Origin of the sequence: uncultured Leifsonia sp., assembly GCF_945957465.1 — a bacterium.
Lineage (GTDB): Bacteria > Actinomycetota > Actinomycetes > Actinomycetales > Microbacteriaceae > Leifsonia.
Window position 1 is genome coordinate 128,346 of the sequence record NZ_CAMFLC010000003.1, and the last position, 21,877, is coordinate 150,222.

Genomic DNA, 21,877 nt, shown 5'->3' on the forward strand with positions numbered 1-21,877 from the left:
CGCTCAGGGCAGGTCGAGCTGCGACGGTCCGAACCGCTGTGACAGGAACCGCCCGTTGACCAGGAGCGCCGACGCGTCGTGCTCGGCCGCGGCGTCCCGCATCCGCCGCGCCGCGCTCTCGAGCTCGTTCAGCTGAGCGGCGAGCGTCTGGGCCGGGGTCGTCCCATCCGGGAGGATGTGACGCGCCGCCCATTCGTCCGGAAGTGCGAGGTACGCGCGCAGAGTGTCGGGGAGGTAGACGGTCGCTGTGCGCCGCACCATCGCCTCGGCGTCCCCCTGCCCGGCGACCCGGTCGAGGGCGTCCACCAGCAGCTCGGAGATCCGGCCGACCTGCGCGGCCACCTCGGCGGGAACGCGACGGTCGAGGCGTGCGGGCAGCGTCCGGAGGTCGACCCGGATCTGTGCGTCCCGGACGTGCAGCTCCGACCCGGGAGGTTCGAGGCCGAGTGACTGCAGCGCGCGCGACGAGGTGGCGGCGTCGCCGGCGATCTCGGCCTGCAACGCGGCGATGCGCGCTGCGAAGGCGGTCAGCCAGTCCCCGAGCGGCAGCGGCCGGCGGGCGACCGGCGTTCCGCGGTAGACGAGCACGGCCTCCCCCGCCCAGTGCGGACCCGGCTCGTACGCCAGTGTCAGCGTCTCCTGCCGTCCGAGGAGGCTGATCCGCACGATCGCTCCGGCTCGGCCGGAGACCCGGTCGCTGAGCGTGCGCCTGCGCTCGACCTCCAGGACGCGCGCGACGAGAACCGCCGGCAGCGCACGGCGCACGCGTTCGATCAGGCCCGACAGGAAGGCCTGCGGGTCCTCTGCCGCCTCCGCCGGTTCCCTCATGATGCCCACATGGTAGACGCTCGAACCGAACTGCAGCCATGCTGGGACCAGCGATGCGGACATCTGGTCGCCATTGATTAGTGCAATAATGGTTAGCGCACTGATCATTTTCGGTTTCATCAGGAGGAACTCCATGGCTGGCCGGTTCTGGCGCTTCTACGAACGCGCCAACGACGTCGTCCGCACCTTCACGGGTCCCGCGCAGCTCGGCGCCGGCCACCCGGAGGGTCCGGACATCCGACGGGCCGATGCGGCCTGCCCGATGTGCGGCAAACCGCTCGACCAGCACGTCATCGAGCGCTTCGCCGACTCCCGCACCTCGACCCGGATCCACTGCCCATGACCGACACCGCCAACCCGCTGGCCCTCGAGAGCCAGGTGTGCTTCGCCCTGTCGGTGGCCGCACGCTCGGTCATCGCCGCGTACCGCCCGGTGCTCGAACCGGTCGGTCTCACCCATCCGCAGTACCTGGTGATGCTCGCGCTCTGGGAGAACGAGCCGCTCTCGGTGCGGCGACTCGCCGACCTGCTCGCGCTCGAGCCCGCGACCGTCTCCCCCCTCGTGAAACGCCTCGAGGCGCTCGGCTACGTCGCCCGCCGACGGTCGGAGGCCGACGAGCGTGTGGTCGAGATCACTCTGACCGCGTCGGGCCGCGAGCTGCGCGCGTACGCCGAGAGCATCCCCGGCACCATGATGCAGCGCCTCGGGATGACCGAGGACGACCTGCGCGACCTCCACCGCGCGATGAGCAGGCTCATCCGGGCGACGCGGGAGCCGTAGCCGAGCGGTTTCGGGGTCAGCGCCGCTCGACGAGGTCGTCGGCGCGCCTCAGCACGATCTCGGCCCGACGCGCGCCCCGCCTGACGCTCGAGACCAGCCAGAGTGAGCGCACGCCGATGGCGACGATCACCACGGTGGCGAGCGCGACCAGGAGCCACGCCAGGATCGACCAGCCCGGGAACGCTGCCAGCGCCAGCCAGTCGACTCCGTACGAGGCGGCCGCTGCGAGTGGGAAGGTGAAAGACCAGAACCCGAGCGTGAACGACAGCTTGCGGTAGCGGGGCAGCAGGGCGAGCTGTTGCAGCGCCATGAGCACGAGGAGCCCGAGGAGCGCGATGGAGACCGGGTCGGCATGCTCTCCGTTGATCGTGAACCACGCCGTCCCCGCCACGGCGGGAGGCGCCAGGAGGATGGCGCAGGTCGGCGTCAGCGCATCGGGCAGCGGCGGGAAGAACGCGAGCCGGGCGAGCAGCACGGTCGACACGACGATCCAGAAGAAGGCGCCCACCGCGAAGGCGGCGATCGCGACACCGGGCAGACCGACCGTGTACGAGGTCGTCGCCGCGATGAACCCGGCCCCGACGGTCGGCAACAGGTAACCGCCGTGGAACGCCTCGGGCGCCAGGTTGCCGGAGTGCCAGAACGCCAGGATCCACGCGGCGAATCCGGCAGCCGTCACCATCGAGACGAGGACCAGGATCGCACCGGCGACCGGCACGAAGCGGTGCAGGTCCGCCCCCAGCAGCATCCCGACCACGGGCACGAGCGCGGCGATCGGGCCCTGTGCGGGATGCCGCAGCTGGGCTGCGAGCGTCTCGGAACTCTTCGCACCGCGACGCAGATGGGCCACGATCAGCCAGAGCCACCCGACCGCGGCGATCACCCACAGGCTCTGCGCGATCGCCTGCGGCGCTCCGAGCAGGCGGCCCGCGGTCGTCCATACCGCTGCCAGACCGGCAAGGCCGAACGCGATCGCCAGGGTGTTGAGCGGGATGCGCGGGGCCGTCCGGCGATGTTCGGGGACCGGTTCGGCCTGCCCCGTCGAGGTCATGCTCGCGTCGCTCATCGAACCAGCTCCTTCTCGCCCTCCCGGGCGCCCGTCAGAATGTCGGCGAATCGGCGCGTGACGGCGTCGACGTCGCTCTGATCGAGGCCGCGCACGCCGTGGTCGACCACGGGCGGCTGCCAGCGCATTCCGAGGCGATGCGCCGTCGCCTTCAGCGGCGCGCGGATCGCGTCGTCATCCGTCGGGGCGAGCTCGCTCAGAACGCGGACAGCGACGCCGGGGATGTGGCGTGCGGCCTCCGTGAGTGCGGCGCTGAGCCGCGATGCCGTGAGGTCGGGATGGCCGACGATCAAAGCGGTGGTCACCAGGGGTTCCTTTCGTAGCGGCATCACTGTAGTGCCGGATATCCTAACCTGTCAAGTGCGTTATAGTGGTTAGGTGCTCGCATCAGAGAAAGCCCTGCTCGCCGTGCTCAACAGTGCGCCCGTGGTCGACGGCCGCGTGGTGGAGACGCTCGACGACCCTGAGTTGATCCGGCTGCGCGATCGGTTGCAGGCCGTCATTCGCGGGGAGGCCGTTCCGACGACGCTCGCGCCGTATCTCGAGCGGGTGAGTCGTCGACCGGTGATGACGGACACGGGCGTCGAGTGGGCGCAGGAGACCGCGTCCGACGACGGCCGCGCGGAACTGGTGCTCGAGTGGGCGCGCGTGCAGCAGGAACTCCCCGGACGGCTCCGCCCCTGCGCGAACCCCGAGTGCACCAAGTTCCTGATCGACCACAGCAAGCCGAACACGGCCCGCTGGTGCTCGATGGCCGACTGCGGCAACCGGATCAAGGCGCGCCGCCATTACGCACGCCGCGCGGAGCGTCGCGGTTAGTTCGCGCCCGCGGGCTCACCGGCCGCGTCCCGTCGAACGAGAGCACGGATCACCACGACGCCCACGACGACTCCGAGCACAGCGACGGTGACGATCAACCACGGCGGCAGCCGGAGATCGATCGCGGACACGATGCAGAAGCCGTCGAACAGCGAGATCATCACGAACCCGACGTGCCCGATGAGCGCTTTGCGCCAGGTCGCGGGCTTGCGTACGAGCGCCGCTCTCGCCTGGAGCACCCGAATGACGAGGTAGGCCGCGAGGGCGCACAGGATGCCGAACGCGATCCGCCTGGTCGGGTTCAACTGCACCCAGTCGAACAGCACGACAGCGACCAGCAGCGACATGGAGGCGATCACGCACCAGAAGAACGCGACGAACCGGGCTGCGCGTGCGGTGCTAGGCAGCGCCGCCAAGACCAGGCAGCCCAGCACGAACGCCGCCACCGCGGTCCCCGCGTGCAGCACGATCAGAACCCAATGAGCCATCGCCACCGCCCGAGCGCACGCTACACCCGCGGCTGGGCAATGCGCGAGGAAGAACTCGAACAACGCGCGATGACGACCATCGGTGGAGATGGGGGGAATCGAACCCCCGTCCACTGCTGTGGTCATGTGCCTTCTACGGGCGTAGCCAGTGAAGTCGCTTTCTCAGCCCCGGAGCTTGTCGCTGGCACCTGCTCCGACGGGCTCAGTATCAGTGAGAGTCCCTCTGCGCCCTGATGCTCAACGCAGAAGCAAGTCTTCTAGCTGACGCCAGGATCCGGGTAGAAGACAGTTCCCGGTCTGACGGTCTCTTCAAATGGCGAAGGGGAACTTACGCCGCGAGGGCGAAGTCGGCCTTGGCCGAGACAGTGCTCTTGTTATTGGCACTTATTTTTTCGCATGGATCGTTAGCGAGATAACCATGCATCCTCGACCCGCTTCTCACACTCTCGCAGACAATGTCGAAACCGATCATCCCCGTGCGACGGCCGTGAGGCCGGGTCGTCATCGCGCGCTGTTGAGTTGTGCAGGTGCATGCGCCGCACGCGGCGGCGAGCTTCTCATCTTACAACAACCGGGACGTCGGTTCTATGCCAGCATCAATGGATGGCCGACACCATCATCACCGTTCAGGGCGAGTACGAACTCACGCATCCCGCCGAGCGCGGCGCGGTCCGGATCGCGGTCGCGTACGAGGGCGAGCAGCGCGACGAAACGCTCGCGCTGACCACGCAGCGGCACGCCTCCCTGGTCTCCGAGCTGCGCGACCTGCACAATCCGCAGACCGGCCCGGTGACCTCGTGGTCCTCCGACCAGCTGCGTGTGTGGGGTGAGCGCCCCTGGAACCAGGACGGCCGGCGGCTCGCGCCGGTCTATCACGCCGAAGTCGGCATCGACGTCACCTTCAACGAGCCGGCAGCGCTGTCGGATTGGGTGGGCGTGGTGTCGCTGCTCGACGGCGTCGCGATCCAGGGCGTCAGCTGGACGCTGACGGAGGCGCGCCGGCAGACGATCACACAGGAGGCCCGCCGGCGCGCCGTCGAGAACGCGGTCGCGAAGGCGACGGTCTACGCCACGAGCCTCGGGCTCGGCAGCGTGCGGCCGCTCGCACTGAGCGACCCCGGGATGCTGGGCGATGGACCCGCGCCCGGGCAGCCGGTCCAACCTCTGGCGGCCCGCGCGATGAACGCAGACTTCGGCGGCGCGACACTCGCCCTCAAGCCGGAACAGATCACGGTCGCGGTGCAGGTGCACGCACGGTTCGCCGCGAACTGACCGCCGGCCGTACGCCGCGGGTCAGCTCCCGGGAGTCGCACCCGGCGTCGCGGTCGAGCCCGGGAGCGACGGAGGCCGCCACGGCAGGTCGGAGATCTTGAGGATCCGCGCGGCCGTCACGGTCGCCCCCGACCGCTCCCCGACCACGATGACCTCGTCTCCGACAGCGAAGTCGGAGGCCTTCTGATCCTGCCCCGGAGCCCCATAGGACGTCGACGAGGACGTGTCGACGGTGAGAGTGGCGCCGCGCGATGTCACGAGTGTCCACGTCGATCCGTCGATCTTCGTCACGCTGCCACGGACGACGCCCTTGGCGATCGGCCCCTCGTCCTGACGACCGTTCTGGCCTCCACCGCTCTGGCCGCCGCCGTTCTGGCCGCCACCCTTCTGGCCCGGCGCCTGCTGGACAGGCGGGTGGCCGCCGCCCAGCACGACGTGCGACACCGACGAGGCGTGCAGCAGCACGGAACCGAGTGCGAACGCTCCCGCCCCGGCGATGCCGATCAGCATGATGACCGCGAGCACCAGCGTCGAGATCGCGAAGGCCAGCCCGTGGCGCTTGTAGAAGGGTTCGGCCGCGGACGCCCGCTGGGCGCCGGTGCCGTACGTCGGAGGAAACGCACCCGGCTGCTGCGGACCGGGACCGTACTGCTGCTGCCCGTACTGCTGCTGCCCGTACTGCGGCTGACCATACTGCGGCTGCGGCTGCGCCGGCGGCAGCGGCTCCGTGGGCTGGGACTCGTCCATACTCACCAGAACACCCGATCGAACCGCATTCCGGCTGGGAGGCGGTTATGGCTTGGATGTGAACGTCGGCGCTGATTCATCGGTCAGGTCGGCTCCACGAGCACCGAACGCAGTTTCGCCAGCTCGACCTCGCTCAGGCCGGCCTCGAGCAGATAGTCGCGCACCCCGCCGAACTCACGGTCGAGCAGATCGAGCGACTCCTCGAGCGCCTCGGGAGGGCTCCCACCCAGGATGATGCGCAGAGCCGGTGTCACCTCAACACCATGACTCCTCACCAGTGCGATCATCCCCTCCAGCCACGGGCCATCGAGATTGGCCTGGGTGGCAGCATAGTCTGCCACCACCGTCTCGCGGTCGACGCCGACGGCGCTCAGAGCGAGCGCGACGACGACGCCGGTGCGGTCCTTGCCCGCGGTGCAGTGCACGACGACCGCCTCGTCGCCGGTGTCCGCGATCTCGCGCAGCGCGGTGACCACCACGTCGCGGTGCTGCAGCAGGATCTTCTCGTACAGGCCGGCCAGGGTGACGCCGATCGTGGATGCGGACGCACCCGACCCTTCGAACACCGGGAGATGCAGACGTTCGATGCCGAGCCCGTCGACGTCGTCGGGCATCACTTCCGTCTCGAAGTCGTCGCGCAGGTCGATCACGATGCGGACGCCGAGATCGCGCAGCGACCGCCGGCCCTGCTCGCCGAGACGCGCCAGGCCGTCCGAACGGAACAGCTTGCCGCGACGCACGACCCCCGTCGGCACGGGGTAGCCGCCGACATCGCGGAAGTTGTACGTGCCGTTCACCGGGATGCGCTCGGCGATGTCGGTCACCCGGCCGCCGGTCCGCTCGTCGTGCGTGCTCATGACCTCATCCTGCCACCCGCTCCCGACAGGACACCCCGGTTCGGGTCACTCGCCGAGGTGACGCCTGCTGGACATCGCCCGCTCGGCTTCGCGATTGTCCTGCCGCTCGCGTAGAGCCTGCCTCTTGTCGTACTCGCGCTTGCCCTTGGCGATGGCGATCTCGACCTTGGCGCGTCCGTCGCTGAAGTAGATCGAGAGCGGCACGATCGTGTAGCCGCCCTGCTTGACCTTGTTCTCGATCTTGACGATCTGGGCCTTGTGGAGCAGCAGCTTGCGCTTGCGGCGCGGCGCATGATTGTTCCACGTCCCGTCGAGGTACTCCGGGATGTGCACCGCGTCGAGCCACGCCTCGCCGCCGTCGACGAACGCATACCCGTCCACCAGCGACGCACGTCCCTCGCGCAGCGACTTCACCTCGGTACCGGTCAGGACGAGTCCCGCCTCGTAGGTGTCCTCGATGGTGTAGTCGTGGCGCGCTCGGCGATTGGTGGCCACGACCTTCTGGCCACGTTCCCTGGGCACAGCTGCTCCTGACGTCGAAGATGGTGCTGCCCGGCACGTCGCCGGGCAGCAGACCAGTCTATACGGGTCAGACCCTCAGATACCGCTTGATCGCGAAGTTCGCCGAGGCCGCGGCAAGGACGACGCCCACGATGATGAGCAGCGGGATCACCAGCCAGCCTTGGTCCATCCCCACGAAGTTGATCGACGGGATCCGCGGGCTGAGGAATCCCCGCACGAAGTACTGCACGCCCAGCCAGATCACGACGCAGCTCAGGATGGAGCCGATGAGTGCGGCGATCACGCCCTCGATGATGAACGGCGTCTGGATGAACCGGTTCGAAGCGCCGACCAGTCGCATGATGCCGATCTCACGCCGTCGCGAGAACGCCGAGAGCCGGATCGTCGTCGCGATCAGCAGAACGGCGGCGACCAGCATGAGGATCGCGATGCCGATGGCGGTGAGACTCGCGGCGTTGAGGATGTTGAAGATCTGGTCGAGATAGCTGCGCTGGTCGACCACGCTCTGCACACCGGGCGAGTTCGACAGGGTCTCGGTCAGCACATCGGAACGGTTGGGATCCTTGAGGTTGACCCAGAACGTCTGCGGGATCATGTCCGGTGTGACGTAGTCGGCGATCTGGTTGCCTTTGAACTGCTGCTTGAACTGCTCGTAGCCCTGCTTCTGGTCCTGGAAGTAGAACTTCTGGATGTAGGGCGCGATCTCCGGCGATTCCAGCTGCTTCTTCACCGCGGCCACGGTCTGCTCGGTCGCAGCGCCGCCCGGGCAGTTGTCCGTCTCGGTGCACATGTAGACGGCGACCTGCGCGCGGTCGTACCAGTACGTCTTCATCTGCGCGATCTGCAGCTGGAGCAGCGCGGCCGTGCCGACGAAGGTCAGCGAGATGAAGGTGACGAGCACGACGGAGACGACCATCGAGAGGTTGCGCCGCAGGCCATTGCCGACCTCCGACCAGATGAGCCCGAATCTCATTTCGTGGGTCCCACATTCTGTTCGCCGTCACGGTCGGACGCGTCGCGCAGTCCGCTCAGGTCGAGGTTGGCGGTGAAGTTCAGGTGATCGGGGAGGTCCTCCCCTGCGGCGGCCGCCGGCACCGTGACCGGCACCGGCACCGCGGGCGCAGGTGCCTGCTGGGGCGCGGCCTGCTGCACGGGGGCCTCCGTCTGTGCCGGTTGCGACGGCGCGGCGGACGCGGGTACGGGAGCCGACACCGGCTGGACCGGGCCCGTTCCGCCGACCCTCACCGGACCGGTGGGGTTCGACACCGGCGTATGCGGCCGCGTCATGGGCTCGGAGGCCGCGGGCGAGGCGACGACACCCGTCGCCGTCGCGGCGGGGACGGCGAGGCCCTCCGCCGTCGGTCGCGGCAGCGGGATGGAGGTCGTCACGCCGTAGCCGCCGTGACGCTCGTCGCGGACGATCTGTCCGCCGACCAGCTCGATCACGCGCTGTTTCATCTGGTCGACGATCGCGGCCTCGTGCGTCGCCATCAACACCGTGGTGCCTCCGGCGTTGATCTGCGCGAGCACCTGCATGATGCCCGCGCTGGTGGCGGGGTCGAGGTTTCCGGTCGGCTCGTCGGCGAGCAGGATCTGCGGCTTGTTGACGACGGCGCGCGCGATCGCGACGCGCTGCTGCTCACCACCGGAGAGCTCGTGGGGAAGGCGCTGCGCCTTGCCGTCCAGGCCCACCATCTTCAGGACGTCCGGCACGGCCTCCTGGATGAATCCGCGGGACTTGCCGATCACCTGCAGCGTGAAGGCCACGTTCTGGAAGACGGTCTTGTTCGGGAGGAGCCGGAAATCCTGGAAGACGACGCCGATGTTGCGTCGGAAGTACGGGACCTTGCGCGAGGAGATCGAGCCCAGGTCCTGTCCGAGGACATGGATGGCACCCTTGGTCGGCCGCTCCTCCTTGAGGATCAGCCGGAGGCAGCTCGACTTGCCGGAGCCGGAGGCGCCGACGAGGAAGACGAACTCGCCGCGCAGCACTTCCAGGTTGATGCCGTTGAGCGCTGGGCGCGTCGTGCCCGAGTACTGCTTGGATACGTGTTCGAACCGGATCATGACTGTTAGAGACTAAGCAACACTTGCGCGATCCACAGTAGCGACATGCCAGCGGGCTGCAAGCCTGACAGTCGCCGGAACGCGGGCTATGCGCGCCGCCGTCGGCCGCCCGGGGCCGTGAGCCTGCTCAGTCGTCGTCTTTGGAGCCGGCCCGCCAGCGGATGCCCGCTGCGATGAAGCCGTCGAGGTCGCCGTCGAACACGGAGGCCGGGTTGCCCGACTCGTAGCCGGTGCGCAGGTCTTTCACGAGCTGCTGTCCGTAGAGGAAGTAGGAGCGCATCTGATCGCCCCAGCTCGCGGTGATGGTGCCGGCGAGCTCCTTCTTCTTCGCGGCCTCCTCCTCTTTCTGGAGGAGGAGCAGGCGCGTCTGCAGCACGCGCATGGCGGCCGCGCGGTTCTGGATCTGCGACTTCTCGTTCTGCATCGAGACGACGATGCCGGTCGGGAGGTGGGTGATGCGCACAGCCGAGTCGGTCGTGTTGACCGACTGCCCGCCCGGGCCGGAGGACCGGAAGACGTCGACGCGGATGTCGCCCTCGGGCACTTCCACGGCCGTCGCCTCCTCCATCAGGGGGATGACCTCGACCGCCGCGAACGACGTCTGACGCTTGTCGGCGGAGCCGAAGGGGCTGATGCGCGCGAGCCGGTGCGTTCCGGCCTCGACGGAGAGCGTGCCGAACGCGTAGGGGGCGTCGACCTCGAACGTGGCCGACTTGATGCCGGCGCCCTCGGCGTAGGAGGTGTCCATGACCTTGACCGGGTACTTGTGCTGCTCCGCCCAGCGCAGGTACATGCGCATGAGCATCTCGGCGAAGTCCGTGGCGTCGTCGCCTCCTGCGCCCGAGCGGATCGTGACGATGGCGGCGCGCTCGTCGTACTCGCCGCTCAGCAGGGTCTGCACCTCGAGGTCGCCCAGCGTCTTCTGCAGGGCCTCCAGCTCGGCGCGGGCCTCGGCCGCCGACTCCTCGTCGTCGCCCTCGTTGGCGAGCTCGACGAGCACTTCGAGATCGTCGAGGCGCTGCTCGACGGACGTGATGCGACCGAGCTCGGCCTGGCGGTGGCTGAGCGCGCTCGTCACCTTCTGCGCGTTCGCCGTGTCATCCCAGAGGTCGGGCGCTCCGGCCTGCTCGCTGAGGTCGGCGATGTCGGCGCGGAGCTTCTCCACGTTCACGACGGCGACGATGTCGGCGAGAGTCGAGCGGAGGTCCGCGATCTGCGGGGAGAGGTCAAGTTCGATCATGGCGTCCTCCAGCCTACCGGCGCCGCCGCCCGGGCGCTCGCGTGACGGCGCTCGCGTGACGGCACGGGGGCAGTTGTAGTGTGTAAACCAAATGACTTCCGATGAGCGCCCGTTCTCGTTCCGCGCCGTCGCCCTGGCCGCCTTTCTGCCCACGCTGCTGTTCTCGATCGGCGAGGGCGCGATCATCCCGATCATCCCGATCGCCGCGGGCAACCTCGGTGCCACGCTCGCGATGGCCGGCTTCATCGCCTCGATGCTGATGCTGGGCGAGCTCGCGGGCGACATCCCGAGCGGCTGGGTGGTCTCACGGATCGGCGAGCGCACCGCGATGATCGGCGCGGCGGCGGTGGCGGTCGTGGGGGTCGTCATCTGCCTGCTCGCCCCGAACTACTGGGTCCTGATGGCGGGCATCTTCGTGGTCGGGCTCGCCACCGCCGTGTTCGCGCTCGCCCGCCACGCGTTCATGACCACCTACGTCCCCGTGCGCTACCGCGCCCGGGCGCTGTCGACGCTCGGCGGGATCTTCCGCGCGGGCTGGTTCGTCGGGCCGCTCATCGCCTCCGGCGTCATCGCCCTCACCGGCTCGACCCGGTCCGTGTTCTGGATCTTCATCGTCAGCTGTCTCGGCTCCGTCGTCGTCCTCCTGGTCCTTCCCGATCCCGAGCGGATGTTCGGCCCGGCGCCCACGTCTCCCGGTCACGACGGGGAGCAGCTGACCGCCGGAGAGGAGGACGCCGACGAGCGCACCCGCGGACTGTTCTCGACGATCTGGGCGTTCCGCGGCGTCCTGGCGCGGATGGGATCCGGCATCTCCCTCGTCGCCGCCGTGCGTTCGGCGCGCACCGTGCTGCTTCCCCTCTGGGCGGTCTCGATCGGGCTCAGCGAGTCGAACACGGCGCTCATCATCGGCATCGCGGGGGCCGTCGACTTCGCGCTGTTCTACGCGAGCGGTCAACTCATGGACCGGTTCGGCCGGATGTGGAGCGTCGTGCCCTCCATGCTCGGGCTGGGAGCCGGCTTCCTTGCACTGGCGTTCAGTCACGACCTGCCGGCGAACGTCGCCTGGTACATCGGCGTCTCGCTCTTCCTCGCGTTCGCGAACGGCATCGGCTCCGGCATCATCATGACGCTGGGCGCCGACCTGGCGCCGAGCGAGGCCCCTGCCGCCTTCCTCGGCGCCTGGAGGTTCACCGGCGATGCCGGTCAGGCGGTGGCGCCACTCGTGGTCTCACTGCTGACCGGTCTGGTCTCGATCGCCTTCGCGAGCGGGGTCATGGGCCTGCTCGGGCTGCTCGGGGCCGGGCTTCTCGCGCGCTTCATCCCCCGCTACATCCCGCGCCGCCCACCGCGTGCCGACGGCCTGACGGAATAGCGGCGGCCCCAGTACAGTTCCAGACGTATGCAAACGCATCGAGCAGGAGGACGACGCATGGCGGCACGACTGGAGATCGGGATCGACACGTTCGGCGACGTGACGCTGGACGCCGACGGGGCGCCGTTGTCGCACGCACAGGTGCTGCGCAACGTCGTCGCAGAGGGCATCCAGGCCGATCAGGCCGGCCTCGACTTCATCGGCATCGGCGAGCACCACCGGCAGGACTTCTCGGTGTCGGCGCCCGACGTCGTGCTCGCCGCGATCGCCGGGCAGACCGACCGGATCCACCTCGGGTCGGCCGTCACCGTGCTGAGCTCGGACGACCCGGTGCGGGTGTTCGAGCGTTTCGCCACGCTCGACGGCGTCTCGAACGGCCGAGCCGAGGTCATCCTCGGCCGCGGATCGTTCATCGAGTCCTTCCCGCTGTTCGGGTTCGACATCGCGCAGTACGAGGAGCTCTTCGACGAGAAGCTCGACCTCTTCGCCGCCCTACGCAGGCAGCAGCCGGTCACCTGGGAGGGCAGCCTCCGACCGCCTCTCACCGACCAGTCGGTCTTCCCACCGGTCGAGCACGGCCTCCTGAAGACGTGGATCGGCGTCGGCGGCAGTCCCGAGTCCGTCGTGCGCGCCGCCCGCTACGGCCTCCCGCTCATGGTCGCGATCATCGGCGGCGGCCCGATGCGCTTCCAACCGCTCACCGAGCTGTACCGGAACGCGCTGGAGCAGTTCGGACCCGACACCACGCTGCCGATCGGCGTGCACTCCCCCGGGTTCGTCGCCGAGACCGACCAGGAGGCGAAGGACACCCTCTGGCCGCACTGGGAGGCGATGACCAACCGGATCGGACGGGAGCGCGGCTGGCCGCCCGCCACCCGCGCGCGGTTCGAGCACGAGGCGGCGGAGGACGGCGCACTGGTGGTCGGCTCCCCCGAGACCGTGGCGCAGAAGATCGCGTATGCCGCCCGCGGGCTCGGGCTCACCCGCTTCGACGTCAAGCTCAGCAACGGGACGCTCGGCCACGAGCACATCATGCGGGCGATCGACCTCCTCGGTCGCGAGGTGGCGCCGCGCGTGGATGAGCTATTGTCGTAGCCGCGCGGCGCTTCGGCGGCGCGAGCCGCGGGAGTGGTGAAACTGGCAGACACGCAGGATTTAGGTTCCTGTGCTTCACGGCGTGAGGGTTCGAGTCCCTTCTCCCGCACCGCATCGACCATCCATCGGATGAACACTGCTGCCGCCCAGTGGGACCACAGGGTGATCTTCGCTCGCGCTTCCACGATTCGCACGCTTCGTGCAGGTTCGTCCCACTAAACTCGGCGTGAATCCGACACCGAAACCCTGGAGACACGTGATCCATCACGCCGGCCTCATCCCCTGGCTCGACCCGCACACGATCATCTCGGCCGCGGGTCCGTGGGCGCTGCTGGTGGTGTGCGGGATCGTCTTCGCCGAGACCGGCCTGCTGGTCGGCTTCCTGCTCCCGGGCGACACCCTGCTCGTCATCTCCGGCCTGCTCACCCACACCTCGCTCGTCTTCGGGGTGGACATCTGGTGGGTGTGCCTCGCGATCGCCTTCGCCGCGTTCCTCGGCGGCGAGGTCGGCTACCTGATCGGGCACAAAGCCGGGCCACGGGTCTTCGAACGCAGAGAGACCGGGCTGTTCAGCATGGAGAATGTGCGCCGCACCAACGCCTTCTTCGACCGGTTCGGTGCGCTGGCGGTCATCCTCGCCCGCTTCGTGCCGATCGTGCGCACGTTCGCCCCCGTCGCCGCCGGCGTCGGCCACATGAACTACAAGAAGTACTCGCTCTACAACGCGATCGGGGCGCTGATCTGGGGCGCCGGCCTCACCCTCTTCGGCTACGTCATCGGATACATCCCGCCGGTGGCGACGTTCGTCTCGAACTACATCGACGTGATCCTCATCGGAGCCGTCGTCATCACGCTCATCCCGACGCTCTTCCACTACTTCCAGTCGCTGCGCAAGGCCAAGAGGAAGCGGCTCGCAGCGGCCGCGGCAGAGCCGGCCGAGCCGCGCCCGACCCCCGACGTCTGACCAGAGGGCCGCCGCACGTCAGCGGTGGAACTCGTCCTCGTGGGCGGCGTGCTCCGCGGGCTCCAGCTGGAACGTGGAGTGCTCCACGTCGAAGTGGGTCGACAGGCACCCGGAGAGCTCGTCCAGGAGCTTCCCGGCGCCCCCGGAGCTGAACACTCCCGGCTCGACGACGACGTGTGCAGTGAACACGGGTGCTCCTGAGGTGATCGCCCAGACGTGCACGTCGTGCACGGCGACGACGCCCTTCGTCCCCAGGATGTGGTCGCGGATCTCCGCGACATCCGTGTCCGCGGGTGCCGCTTCGCTGAGCACGCGCACGACGTCGCGCAGCAGCATCACGGCGCGCGGCACGATGAACGCGGCGATGAGGAGCGACGCGATCGCGTCGGCGGCCTGGAAGCCGGTGAACATGATCACCACTGCCGCGACGATGACCGTCACCGATCCGATGAGGTCGCCGAACACCTCCAGGTAGGCGCCGCGCATGTTGATCGAATGCCCGGCGGCCGGGCGCAGCAGAAGCAGCGCGCCGAAGTTCGCCACCAGGCCGATGACCGCGACGATCAGCATGGCGCCGGACTGCACGCCGGTTTCGCCCGACACGAGCCGGCCGATCGCGCCGATCGTGACCGTCACGGCCACGACGACGAGGATCAGCCCGTTGATGAGCGCTCCGAAGACCTCTGCGCGCCGGTAGCCGAAAGTCTGCCGGTCGGTGGCGGGCCGCGCGGCCACGATGGTGGCCATCAGCGCCACGACGAGCCCGGTGAGATCGCTCAGCATGTGGCCGGCGTCGGCGAGCAGCGACAGCGAACCGCTGATCCACGCGCCGACGACCTCCACCACGAGCACCGCTGCGACGATCCCGATGGCGATCAGGAGTCGATTACGGTTGGCGGCGTGCCCGTGGTCATGGCTCATGGTTCTTCTACGGTAAGTCGAAGCCACCGGCGCCCGCCAGCCGTCCGGCTAGATGGGAATGAGTGCCGTTCTCATTCTCGTCAGCCTGCAGCGACCAGTTCCCTCAGCGCGGGGACGATCGCAGCGAACGCGCGCGAACGGTGGCTCTCGACGTTCTTCGCGTCCGGCCCCAGCTCCGCGGCCGTCGCCTCGTGCCCCTCGGGGATGAAGATCGGGTCGTAGCCGTGCCCGTGCGCTCCTCTGGCCTCGCGCGCGATGCGCCCGGGCCAGACGCCCTCGACCACGGTCGTCGCGCCCTCCGGGGTCACGAGTGCCAGCGTCGCCGTGAAGTGGCCGGCCCGGGCGCCGTCGGGGAGGTCGGCGAGCTGATCGAGCAGCAAGCGGAGGTTGGCCTCGGCGTCGCCGTGCCGGCCCGCCCACCGTGCCGAGAAGATGCCCGGCGCGCCGCCCATGGCGTCGACGCAGATGCCGGAGTCGTCCGCCAGCGCGGGCAGCCCCGAGCGTGCGGCGGCCGCGCGCGCTTTGATCAGAGCGTTCTCGGCGAAGGTCACGCCGTCTTCAACGGGCTCGGGGCCGTCGTAGCCGACGATCTCGAGCCCGGGGACGGCGTCGCCGAGGATCTGCTGGAACTCCGCCGCCTTGTGGCGGTTGTGCGTGGCGAGGACGACGCGGACCATCAGCCCTCGATGCCGAGCTCGGACGACGCCAGCGCGGCCCGCTGCACCTCGGCCAGCGTGGAGGTGCCTTCGAGCGCGAGGTCGAGCAGTGCGTCGAGTTCCCTGCGGTCGAACGGCGCACCCTCCGCGGTGCCCTGCACCTCGACGAAGAGGCCGCGGCCGGTCACGACGACGTTCATGTCGGTCTCGGCGCGCACGTCCTCCACATACGCCAGGTCGAGCATCGGCTCGCCGTCGATGATGCCGACGGAGACGGCGGAGACCGAGTCGATGAGCGGAGTGGCCTTCTGTGCGATGAAGCGGTGGTCGCGCCCCCATTCGAGCGCATCCGCCAGGGCGACGTACGCCCCGGTGATGGCCGCGGTGCGCGTGCCGCCGTCGGCCTGAAGCACGTCGCAGTCGATCACGATCGTGTTCTCGCCGAGGGCCTTCATGTCGACGACGGCTCGCAGACTGCGCCCGATCAGCCGGCTGATCTCGTGGGTCCGTCCGCCGATCCGGCCCTTGACCGATTCACGGTCCATGCGCTCGTTCGTGGAGCGGGGCAGCATGGCGTACTCGGCCGTAACCCAGCCCCGGCCCTTTCCGGCCATCCAGCGCGGCACCCCGTTCGTGAACGACGCCGTGCACAGCACGCGCGTGTTGCCGAACGAGATCAGCGCGGAGCCTTCGGCCTGACGGCTCCAGCCGCGCTCGATGGTGACGGGTCGCAGTCCGTCCGGCCTGCGGCCGTCGGCACGGGTGGTCTCGGTCACGGTTGTCTCCTCGAAGGGTCGGTGGTGGTCGTGGCAGCGGGTTTCCGCCGTCACTGCGGGAGGTCGATCACCCCGGTCTGCACCAGGTCGACCCGGTAGATCTCCGGGCCGATGAACCGGTGCGCGAGGCGCAGGAAGTAGTCGGCGTCGGTGCCGGTGGCTTCGTAGCGGATGGTCGGCGGGGCCGTCTCGCGCCGTTCCAGGCCCCCGCTCACCAGCGTGCGGTAGACGTCTTTGGCGGTCTCGGTGTCGCTCGACACCAGCGAGACGCCCTCCCCCATGACGTACGAGATGGCGCCCTTGAGGAACGGGTAGTGGGTGCAGCCGAGCACCAGCGTGTCGACGTCGGCCCGGCGGAGCGGCTCGAGGTATTCGGCGGTGACCCGCAGCACCTCGTCGCCGCTGGTGATGCCGGCCTCGACGAACTCGACGAATCGCGGGCACGCCTGCGTGAACAGGTCCAGCGACGGTGCAGCGGCGAAGGCATCCTCGTACGCGCGCGACGAGATCGTGCCCGCCGTTCCGATCACGCCCACCCGCCCGGAGCGGGTCGCCGCCACCGCGCGCCGCACCGCCGGCTGGATGACCTCGATCACGGGGACGGAGTAGCGCTCCCTGGCGTCGCGCAGCATCGCGGACGAGGCCGTGTTGCAGGCGATCACGAGCAGCTTCACGCCCTGGTCGACCAGGAAGTCGAGCACTTCCAGCGAGTAGCGGCGCACATCGGCGATGGACTTCGGGCCGTAGGGCGAATGTGCCGTGTCGCCGACATACAGCAGCGACTCGTTCGGCAGCTGATCGCGGATCGCGCGTGCCACGGTGAGCCCGCCGACACCCGAGTCGAAGATCCCAATCGGCGCATCCGTCACAGCAGTCCAGCCTACCCGTCCGGGCCGATAGCTAAGGTGGAGCCGTGACCGAGTCCTCCGCGCTCCTGACCGACCGCTACGAGCTCACGATGCTCGACGCCGCCCTGCTCAGGGGCACCCACGACCGGGAGTGCGTCTTCGAGGCGTTCACGCGCCACCTCCCCGCGGGCCGCCGGTACGGGATCCTGGCGGGTACGGGCCGCCTGCTCGAGCTGATCGAGCAGTTCCGGTTCGGCGACGCCGAGCTGGAGTACCTGCGCGACAACCGGGTCGTGCGGCAGGAGACGCTGGACTGGCTGGCCGACTACCGGTTCTCGGGCACGATCCGCGGCTATCGCGAGGGCGAGGTGTTCTTCCCGGGCTCGCCGTTCCTGATCGTCGACGCCCCCTTCGCCGAGGGAGTGATCCTGGAGACGCTCATCCTGAGCGTCTTCAACTACGACTCGGCCGTCGCCTCCGCCGCAGCGCGGATGGTGACCGCCGCCGCCGGTCGGCCGCTCGCCGAGATGGGTTCGCGGCGAGCCAACGAGCACAGTGCGGTCGCTGCCGCACGCGCCGCATACGTCGCCGGGTTCGGTGCCACCTCCAACCTGGAGGCCGGTCGCACCTGGGGTGTGCCGACGATGGGCACCGCCGCGCACGCGTTCACGCTCCTGCACGACGATGAGGAGGACGCCTTCCGGGCGCAGGTCGCGGCTCTGGGGCCGGGGACCACCCTGCTCGTCGACACCTTCGATGTGGAACGCGCGATCGAGACCGCGGTGCGGGTCGCCGGTCCCGAGCTCGGGGCGATCCGGCTGGACTCGGGAGATCTGCCGAAGCTGGTGCGCCGGGTGCGCGAGCAGCTCGACCGGCTCGGAGCGACGAAGACCCGCATCACCGTGACCAACGACCTCGACGAGTTCACGATCGCGGCGCTGTCCTCCTCCCCCGTCGACAGCTACGGGGTCGGTACGTCGGTCGTCACCGGGTCGGGCTCGCCGGCATCCGGCATGGTCTACAAGCTGGTCGCACACCGTGACGACGCGGGCGACTGGGTGGCGGTGGCCAAGAAGTCCGACGGCAAGCCGAGCATCGGCGGCCGCAAGCACCCGGTGCGGCGACTGGACGCCTCGGGGCACGCCGTCGCCGAGGTCGTGCACATCGTGGAGGCCGGAGACACACCGGACGACACCGGCCGCGACCTCCTCGTTCCGCTGATCACCGAGGGCGAGCTGCACCGCGAGCACCTCGGGCCGGCGGGCACCCTGCGCGCACGCGAGCACCGCGAGGCTGCGATGCGGGAGCTGCCGGATCAGGCGTTCCGCCTGGGTCGCGGCGATCCGGTGCTCCCGACCATCTTCGCCTGAGGAGCGACCCTACTCGTCCCGCAGCGTCTCGTAGATCTCTTTGCAGGTGGGGCAGACCGGGAACTTCTCCGGGTCGCGGCCAGGCGTCCACATCTTGCCGCACAGCGCCTTCACCGGCTTGCCGGTCATCGCCGACTCGAGGATCTGCTCCTTCTTGACGTAGTGCGAGAAACGCTCGTGGTCGCCCGGCTCGGAGATCTGCGGCGTCTCCAGGAGCTCGCGCTCCAGCGTGCTGAGTCCACCGCCTCCGGGCTCACCGCCCGACTCGAGGATACTGGCGTCGTTCATCGTCCCAGTCTAAACGAGCGCCACGCCGACGGGCCCGGGGAGCCTGCCCTCAGTCGTTGCGACTGGCGAACGCCATCAGCTCAGGGCCGCGCTTGTCGAACAGGCGTGAGCCTGCCCAGATTCCGCCGCCGAGCGCAGCGAAGCCGACCAGCACCGAGACGATCGGCGAGACGCCGAGCCAGAACGGGTTCACGGTGAGACCGAGCGCCAGGAAGACGATCGCGGGCGACGCGAGGACAACGATGGCGAAGAAGCTCAGCGCCTGGGCGAGCGCAGACGACGCCCCGGAGGTCTGCGGCTGCGTGAACGCGCTGTCCCCCGGCTTGGTGGCCGGGTACGGGAACAGCACCGAGAAGATGCTCGACAGCCCCAGCCCGATCACGAGGATGGACCCGCTCAGGGCAGCCACGGCGGGGAGCACCGCCCAGTCGCCGAAGACGGCGGCGGTCACGATCGAACCGACGGCGATGACCGGGATGCCCACCAGCACCGGCGGGAACATCCTGCCGAGCCGGTCCGCGTACCCACGGGTGCCGGAGACCAGGTGCAGCCAGATGGCCGTGCTGTCGAATGCCACATCGTTGTGGATCGTCCAGCCGAGGAACAAGCACACCAGCGGCAGCGGCACCAGCGACGCGAAGTGCAGGGGAAGGCCGCCGAGCGTCAGGGCGACGATCACGAAGACGGGGATCACCGGGATCATCACGAGCGCGACCCAGTACCGGGCGTCCCGTCCCCAGTAGGTCATCGATCGTGCGGCGATCGCCGCGGTGGGGCCGCCCGGCAGGCGACCGAACCAGCCGAGCCCGTTGTGTTCGCGGACGTGCGCCTCGCGCTCCGGGGCGACGACGACCAGGGTCACCAGCGCGCGCCAGACCAGCCAGAGCACGCCGACCGTGGCGACCGCGATGAGGAACTGGACGAAGGCCGCTCCTCCCGCACCCTCCGCAGCGGCACCCGGCATGCTCCACACGGCGCCCAGCGGCGTCCACTGCAGCCAGCCGGCGAAACCGTGCAGGGCGCCGAGTCCGTCACGGCCCCAGTCGACGGTCAGCAGCAGGACGAGCACCGGTGCGATCAGCACCAGCACGAGGACGACCACGACGCCGCCGGCCTCCTTCGACCGCCGCGACGAGATGAACAACGAGGCGACGGCCGTGGAGATCCGCGAGGCCAGAACGCACGTCGGGACGACGATCACAGCCGACAGCACCGCGAGCGCGGCTGCGCCCGGATCGCGCGACCAGGTGATCACCGTGGCCAGCGCGCATACGAAGAGCACGATCGCGGGAACCCCGATGAGGCCGGAGAGGCCGAGGGCGAGGGCGAGCCGGCGATCGGGTATCCCGAACAGCGCGAACTTGCGCGGGTCGAGCGTGTCGTCGATCCCGAACAGCAGCGGCAGCAGCAGGAACCCGGCCACCACGAGGGAGCCGATCACCACCAGCACGCTGTGCACGTCGGCGACGACCGGCGCGACGCGGGCCGCCACGAGGGCCGCGATGACCAGCACGACGGTCACCAGTCCGTAAGCGAGGCCCAGCACCAGGCCGAAGACCTGCCACGGGCTGCGCCGGAAGGCGTTGCCCATCAGGCGCAGTTTCAGTCCGAGAAGCTGTGCAACCACTCCATGCCTTCCGCTGCCTTGCGCCCACCCGCGAGCTCCACGAACCGCTCCTCGAGGGTCTGCTCGCCGCGGACCTCGTCGATCGTGCCTGCGGCGAGGACTTTGCCGCGGACGATGATCGCCACGCTGTCGCACACGCGCTGGATCATGTCCATGCCGTGGCTGGACAGGACGACGGTGCCGCCCGCGGCGGTGTACCGCTGCAGGATGTCGACCACGTTGGCCGCGGAGACGGGATCGACCGACTCGAACGGCTCGTCGAGCACGAGCAGACGGGGCGAGTGGATCATCGCGGCCGCCAGCGCGATCTTCTTCGTCATGCCGGCCGAGTAGTCGGCCACGAGCCGGTCGAGGGCGTCCTCGATGCCGAACGCGACGGCGAGATCGGTGCTGCGGGAGCGGACCGTCTTGGCCGACAGGCCGCGCAGCGTGCCGGCGTAGTACAGGAACTGCGCCCCGGTGAGCCGGTCGAACAGCCGGAGCTTGTCGGGCAGCACGCCGATGACGTGCTTCGCGCGCACCGGCTCGGTCCAGACGTCGACGCCGTGCACGACGACGCGACCCTCGTCGGGGCGAAGCAATCCGGTGACCATCGACAGGGTGGTGGTCTTCCCCGCCCCGTTCGGGCCCACGATGCCGTAGAAGGAGCCCTCGCGCACATCGAGCGACACGTCGTCGACGGCCGCCGTCGCGCCGTAATGCTTGCTCACGCCGTGGACGGTGAGCACGCTGGGGCGGGTGTCGACGACCGGAGCCGGAGCCGCGGGGGGCTCGGGCACCGGGGACCGCTCCGACCCGCGCACACCGTCGGCCGCCGCCACCACCTTGGGAGTGCGGGGCTTGGCCGGCGTTGCGCGCTTGCGCGGTGCCGGCGCGCGCGTGCTCGACGCGGCGGAGGCCGCCGCCGTCTTGGGCTGCGTGCGTTTGCGGACGGGGCGCGCCGCGGGCGGCGCCTGCTCCGTCCCGCTGTCTGTGGCCTCGGCCATCGGCTCCCCCTCGTCACGACCAAGCGGTTCGGGCACGTCGGTCCCCGGCTCGGTACGGCCGGATTGCGCGCGCTCGGAACTCACCTCGCCACCGTACCAAGCAAGCCGAGCTTGCGTACCCCCCGCCGTGTCACCGGGGGACATCTCCTCGCCTAGGAATCACCTGTGAGGAACATAACGACCCCACAACAACGGACGTCAACCCCTGCCCCCGGACGAGGGCCGCCGGTAGTCTGGCGTAGGCATGAAGGCGTGTCGAAACACGTAAAGCGCGAATGAACTCCCTGA

25 protein-coding genes, 1 tRNA gene and 1 other RNA gene are annotated in these 21,877 nt (G+C 69.4%); 9 read left to right on the plus strand and 18 right to left on the minus strand.

Annotation, left to right across the window (positions count from 1 at the left end; all coding sequences use genetic code 11):
* Positions 1 to 3 precede the first annotated feature (3 nt).
* Complete coding sequence (locus Q0Q23_RS02870; protein ID WP_295118984.1) at positions 4 to 891, minus strand: hypothetical protein; 888 nt, start codon at positions 889 to 891, stop codon at positions 4 to 6.
* Between the two features lie 70 nt (positions 892 to 961).
* Between Q0Q23_RS02870 and Q0Q23_RS02875 the strand changes: the two genes are divergently transcribed.
* Positions 962 to 1,171 carry a hypothetical protein gene (locus Q0Q23_RS02875; RefSeq protein ID WP_208041735.1) on the plus strand — a complete coding sequence of 70 codons (210 nt, stop codon included), beginning with the start codon at positions 962 to 964 and terminating at the stop codon, positions 1,169 to 1,171.
* Positions 1,168 to 1,608 (plus strand): MarR family winged helix-turn-helix transcriptional regulator, encoded by a 441-nt coding sequence (locus tag Q0Q23_RS02880; RefSeq protein ID WP_295118989.1) that lies wholly within the window; start codon positions 1,168 to 1,170, stop codon positions 1,606 to 1,608. The genes Q0Q23_RS02875 and Q0Q23_RS02880 overlap by 4 nt, the downstream gene beginning before the upstream one ends.
* 16 nt (positions 1,609 to 1,624) lie before the next feature.
* On the opposite strand, the gene Q0Q23_RS02885 is transcribed toward Q0Q23_RS02880, so the two are convergent.
* A complete protein-coding gene (locus tag Q0Q23_RS02885; RefSeq protein WP_295118992.1) occupies positions 1,625 to 2,674 on the minus strand; it encodes a transporter in 1,050 nt (349 codons plus the stop codon).
* Entirely contained in the window at positions 2,671 to 2,979 is a 309-nt protein-coding gene (locus Q0Q23_RS02890; RefSeq protein ID WP_295118995.1) for a hypothetical protein, read from the minus strand. The genes Q0Q23_RS02885 and Q0Q23_RS02890 overlap by 4 nt, the downstream gene beginning before the upstream one ends.
* Positions 2,980 to 3,052: 73 nt before the next feature.
* On the opposite strand from Q0Q23_RS02890, the gene Q0Q23_RS02895 reads away from it, so the two are divergent.
* Positions 3,053 to 3,493 (plus strand): CGNR zinc finger domain-containing protein, encoded by a 441-nt coding sequence (locus Q0Q23_RS02895; protein WP_295118998.1) that lies wholly within the window; start codon positions 3,053 to 3,055, stop codon positions 3,491 to 3,493.
* Here Q0Q23_RS02895 and Q0Q23_RS02900 read toward each other — a convergent pair.
* Both Q0Q23_RS02900 and ssrA read right to left on the minus strand, forming a co-directional pair.
* Positions 3,490 to 3,981: a hypothetical protein gene (locus Q0Q23_RS02900; protein ID WP_295119001.1), complete on the minus strand. Its 492-nt coding sequence runs from the start codon at positions 3,979 to 3,981 to the stop codon at positions 3,490 to 3,492. The genes Q0Q23_RS02895 and Q0Q23_RS02900 overlap by 4 nt on opposite strands.
* A gap of 80 nt (positions 3,982 to 4,061) precedes the next feature.
* Positions 4,062 to 4,457, minus strand: a transfer-messenger RNA (tmRNA) gene (gene ssrA, locus Q0Q23_RS02905).
* Between the two features lie 127 nt (positions 4,458 to 4,584).
* Here ssrA and Q0Q23_RS02910 point away from each other — a divergent pair.
* Entirely contained in the window at positions 4,585 to 5,253 is a 669-nt protein-coding gene (locus Q0Q23_RS02910; protein ID WP_295119004.1) for an SIMPL domain-containing protein, read from the plus strand.
* A gap of 21 nt (positions 5,254 to 5,274) precedes the next feature.
* On the opposite strand, the gene Q0Q23_RS02915 is transcribed toward Q0Q23_RS02910, so the two are convergent.
* The 6 genes from Q0Q23_RS02915 to prfB all read right to left on the minus strand — a co-directional run bounded on the left by Q0Q23_RS02915 (position 5,275) and on the right by prfB (position 10,686).
* Positions 5,275 to 6,006, minus strand: a complete 732-nt coding sequence (locus Q0Q23_RS02915) for a DUF5666 domain-containing protein (RefSeq protein ID WP_363316230.1) — start codon at positions 6,004 to 6,006, stop codon at positions 5,275 to 5,277.
* Between the two features lie 77 nt (positions 6,007 to 6,083).
* On the minus strand, positions 6,084 to 6,857 hold the full coding sequence (locus Q0Q23_RS02920; protein ID WP_295119007.1) for a tyrosine-protein phosphatase: 774 nt from the start codon (positions 6,855 to 6,857) through the stop codon (positions 6,084 to 6,086).
* A 45-nt stretch (positions 6,858 to 6,902) separates the two neighbouring features.
* Complete coding sequence (gene smpB, locus Q0Q23_RS02925) at positions 6,903 to 7,379, minus strand: SsrA-binding protein SmpB (RefSeq protein WP_055919602.1); 477 nt, start codon at positions 7,377 to 7,379, stop codon at positions 6,903 to 6,905.
* Between the two features lie 67 nt (positions 7,380 to 7,446).
* Positions 7,447 to 8,352, minus strand: coding sequence for a permease-like cell division protein FtsX (ftsX, locus tag Q0Q23_RS02930; RefSeq protein WP_295119014.1), 906 nt, complete (start codon positions 8,350 to 8,352; stop codon positions 7,447 to 7,449).
* Complete coding sequence (gene ftsE / locus Q0Q23_RS02935; RefSeq protein ID WP_295119017.1) at positions 8,349 to 9,446, minus strand: cell division ATP-binding protein FtsE; 1,098 nt, start codon at positions 9,444 to 9,446, stop codon at positions 8,349 to 8,351. Before ftsE ends, ftsX begins: the two co-directional genes overlap by 4 nt.
* 127 nt (positions 9,447 to 9,573) lie before the next feature.
* Entirely contained in the window at positions 9,574 to 10,686 is a 1,113-nt protein-coding gene (prfB, locus tag Q0Q23_RS02940) for a peptide chain release factor 2 (protein WP_295119020.1), read from the minus strand.
* A 91-nt stretch (positions 10,687 to 10,777) separates the two neighbouring features.
* Here prfB and Q0Q23_RS02945 point away from each other — a divergent pair, with 91 nt between their 5' ends.
* The 4 genes from Q0Q23_RS02945 to Q0Q23_RS02960 all read left to right on the plus strand — a co-directional run bounded on the left by Q0Q23_RS02945 (position 10,778) and on the right by Q0Q23_RS02960 (position 14,117).
* Positions 10,778 to 12,058, plus strand: coding sequence for an MFS transporter (locus Q0Q23_RS02945; protein WP_295119023.1), 1,281 nt, complete (start codon positions 10,778 to 10,780; stop codon positions 12,056 to 12,058).
* Positions 12,059 to 12,115: 57 nt separating this feature from the next.
* The gene (locus Q0Q23_RS02950; RefSeq protein ID WP_295119026.1) at positions 12,116 to 13,153 is read left to right on the plus strand and encodes an LLM class flavin-dependent oxidoreductase; all 1,038 of its coding nucleotides are present in this window, start codon (positions 12,116 to 12,118) and stop codon (positions 13,151 to 13,153) included.
* 27 nt (positions 13,154 to 13,180) lie between these two features.
* Positions 13,181 to 13,262, plus strand: a tRNA-Leu gene (locus tag Q0Q23_RS02955).
* A 147-nt stretch (positions 13,263 to 13,409) separates the two neighbouring features.
* Positions 13,410 to 14,117: a DedA family protein gene (locus Q0Q23_RS02960; protein ID WP_295119029.1), complete on the plus strand. Its 708-nt coding sequence runs from the start codon at positions 13,410 to 13,412 to the stop codon at positions 14,115 to 14,117.
* A gap of 18 nt (positions 14,118 to 14,135) precedes the next feature.
* Here the strand turns inward: Q0Q23_RS02960 and Q0Q23_RS02965 are convergent, their stop codons facing one another.
* The 4 genes from Q0Q23_RS02965 to murI form a co-directional block, all read right to left on the minus strand.
* Positions 14,136 to 15,038, minus strand: coding sequence for a cation diffusion facilitator family transporter (locus Q0Q23_RS02965; protein ID WP_295119031.1), 903 nt, complete (start codon positions 15,036 to 15,038; stop codon positions 14,136 to 14,138).
* Positions 15,039 to 15,118: 80 nt separating this feature from the next.
* A complete protein-coding gene (gene rdgB / locus Q0Q23_RS02970) occupies positions 15,119 to 15,715 on the minus strand; it encodes an RdgB/HAM1 family non-canonical purine NTP pyrophosphatase (protein ID WP_295119034.1) in 597 nt (198 codons plus the stop codon).
* Positions 15,715 to 16,470: a ribonuclease PH gene (gene rph, locus Q0Q23_RS02975; protein ID WP_295119037.1), complete on the minus strand. Its 756-nt coding sequence runs from the start codon at positions 16,468 to 16,470 to the stop codon at positions 15,715 to 15,717. Before rph ends, rdgB begins: the two co-directional genes overlap by 1 nt.
* A 50-nt stretch (positions 16,471 to 16,520) precedes the next feature.
* Positions 16,521 to 17,339: a glutamate racemase gene (gene murI / locus Q0Q23_RS02980; protein ID WP_295119040.1), complete on the minus strand. Its 819-nt coding sequence runs from the start codon at positions 17,337 to 17,339 to the stop codon at positions 16,521 to 16,523.
* A gap of 44 nt (positions 17,340 to 17,383) precedes the next feature.
* On the opposite strand from murI, the gene Q0Q23_RS02985 reads away from it, so the two are divergent.
* Positions 17,384 to 18,688, plus strand: coding sequence for a nicotinate phosphoribosyltransferase (locus Q0Q23_RS02985; RefSeq protein ID WP_295119043.1), 1,305 nt, complete (start codon positions 17,384 to 17,386; stop codon positions 18,686 to 18,688).
* Between the two features lie 9 nt (positions 18,689 to 18,697).
* On the opposite strand, the gene Q0Q23_RS02990 is transcribed toward Q0Q23_RS02985, so the two are convergent.
* From Q0Q23_RS02990 to Q0Q23_RS03000, 3 genes are read right to left on the minus strand one after another with little or no spacing between them, the layout of a single operon-like run.
* Positions 18,698 to 18,976 carry a DUF3039 domain-containing protein gene (locus tag Q0Q23_RS02990; protein WP_295119046.1) on the minus strand — a complete coding sequence of 93 codons (279 nt, stop codon included), beginning with the start codon at positions 18,974 to 18,976 and terminating at the stop codon, positions 18,698 to 18,700.
* A 49-nt stretch (positions 18,977 to 19,025) separates the two neighbouring features.
* Positions 19,026 to 20,603 carry a hypothetical protein gene (locus Q0Q23_RS02995; protein WP_295119049.1) on the minus strand — a complete coding sequence of 526 codons (1,578 nt, stop codon included), beginning with the start codon at positions 20,601 to 20,603 and terminating at the stop codon, positions 19,026 to 19,028.
* Entirely contained in the window at positions 20,579 to 21,673 is a 1,095-nt protein-coding gene (locus tag Q0Q23_RS03000) for an ABC transporter ATP-binding protein (RefSeq protein WP_295119052.1), read from the minus strand. Before Q0Q23_RS03000 ends, Q0Q23_RS02995 begins: the two co-directional genes overlap by 25 nt.
* Positions 21,674 to 21,877 lie beyond the last annotated feature (204 nt).